Origin of the sequence: Aquitalea sp. ASV11 (assembly GCF_016429185.1) — a bacterium.
In the GTDB taxonomy this organism is placed as follows: Bacteria; Pseudomonadota; Gammaproteobacteria; order Burkholderiales; family Chromobacteriaceae; genus Aquitalea; species Aquitalea pelogenes.
The window spans coordinates 1-1,197 of record NZ_JAELUD010000148.1 but is presented as its reverse complement, the minus strand read 5'-3'; the positions used below and the strand labels follow the sequence as shown (position 1 = coordinate 1,197).

Sequence of the window (1,197 nt, the reverse complement as noted above, 5' to 3'; positions counted from 1 at the left end):
GGCTGTTTTCTTCGGCCAGCGTCTTGGCCTGGCGCAGCGCATCTTCCATTTCGCGCTGGGCGGAAAAGTCCTGATACAGCCAGATGGTGCCGAGCTTGGGCACGGACGGATTGACGGCACGGCCAAACATGCGGCACCAGATCAGCTTGCCACTGCCGGTGCGCAGCTTCACTTCGGACTGCACCACCTTGCCGTCGTTGAGCAGGTTGTACAGTGCGCGGCCGGTGCGCTCCCATTGCTCCTGGCTTTCGAAGTAGGGCAGGGTGGTCTGGCCGATGACTTCGTCTTCCTTGCGCTCGAACAGGTCGAGGAAGGCACCGTTCACCCGGCGCAGGTGACGGTCCACGATATAGGCCATTGCCATGGGGCTGGCTTCCAGCAGCGCAGCCAGCTGACGGCTTTGCACTTCCACCTGCTCGGCCAGGCTGTTTTTCAGGCGGATCAGCGCGGCTTCCTGTTCCTTGCGCAGGCTGATGTCACGGCAGACAGCGACATAGAAGGAGTCATCAGGCACTTCCACCCGGCTGAGCGACAGTTCCACCGGCATCTGCCGGTTGTCACTGCACAGCAGGTGCGCCTCGAATGGCCGCCCTTCACGCGCAGCGGCAATGGATTCGAAATCGACATTCAGACTGTAAAGCTCGGTCAGCAAGGAACCCACCGGCAAATGCTCGATGGATTCGGCACTCTGGCCGATCAGCTTGGCAGCCGCCGGGTTGACATGGGTAATCAGGCCCTTGCGGTTGATCAGGATGATGGCGTCGGAACTGGCCTGCAGAATGGCGCGCTGGCGGGCTTCGCTTTCGGCCAGCGCCTGTTCCGAGTGGGTGCGGTCGTTGATCTGCTCGCGCAGGGTGCGATTGTTCAGTTCCAGTTGCTGGTGTTGTCGGCGCAGCAGGGTGCGCAAGGCGCGGTTATGGCTGATCTGGCGTTGTTGCAGGATCAGCAGCAGGCACAGGATGAAGGCCGAGCTGGCCAGGATGGCATAGCCTTGCTGACTGAGGGCCGGGGCGTCTTCCTCCAGCGGATAGGCACCAAACAGCAAATCGTAGCCGCCAATCTGGCGCCGCGTGGTCAGCAAGGGGTTGGCCGATGGCAAGGGCTGCATGGGCAGCGAATCCAGGCTGGGGTGGTCGGGTGCTTCCTGGTTCCATACCACCAGCCGCACATGCTGCAGCGGATTGGGCTGGTCAGGAT

Annotated in this window: 1 protein-coding gene; it reads right to left on the bottom strand. The window is 62.1% G+C overall.

What is annotated here, in order from left to right; genetic code table 11:
* A partial coding sequence (locus JHD62_RS21365; RefSeq protein ID WP_199104570.1) for a PAS domain S-box protein occupies window positions 1–1,197 on the bottom strand: 1,197 nt, incomplete at both ends.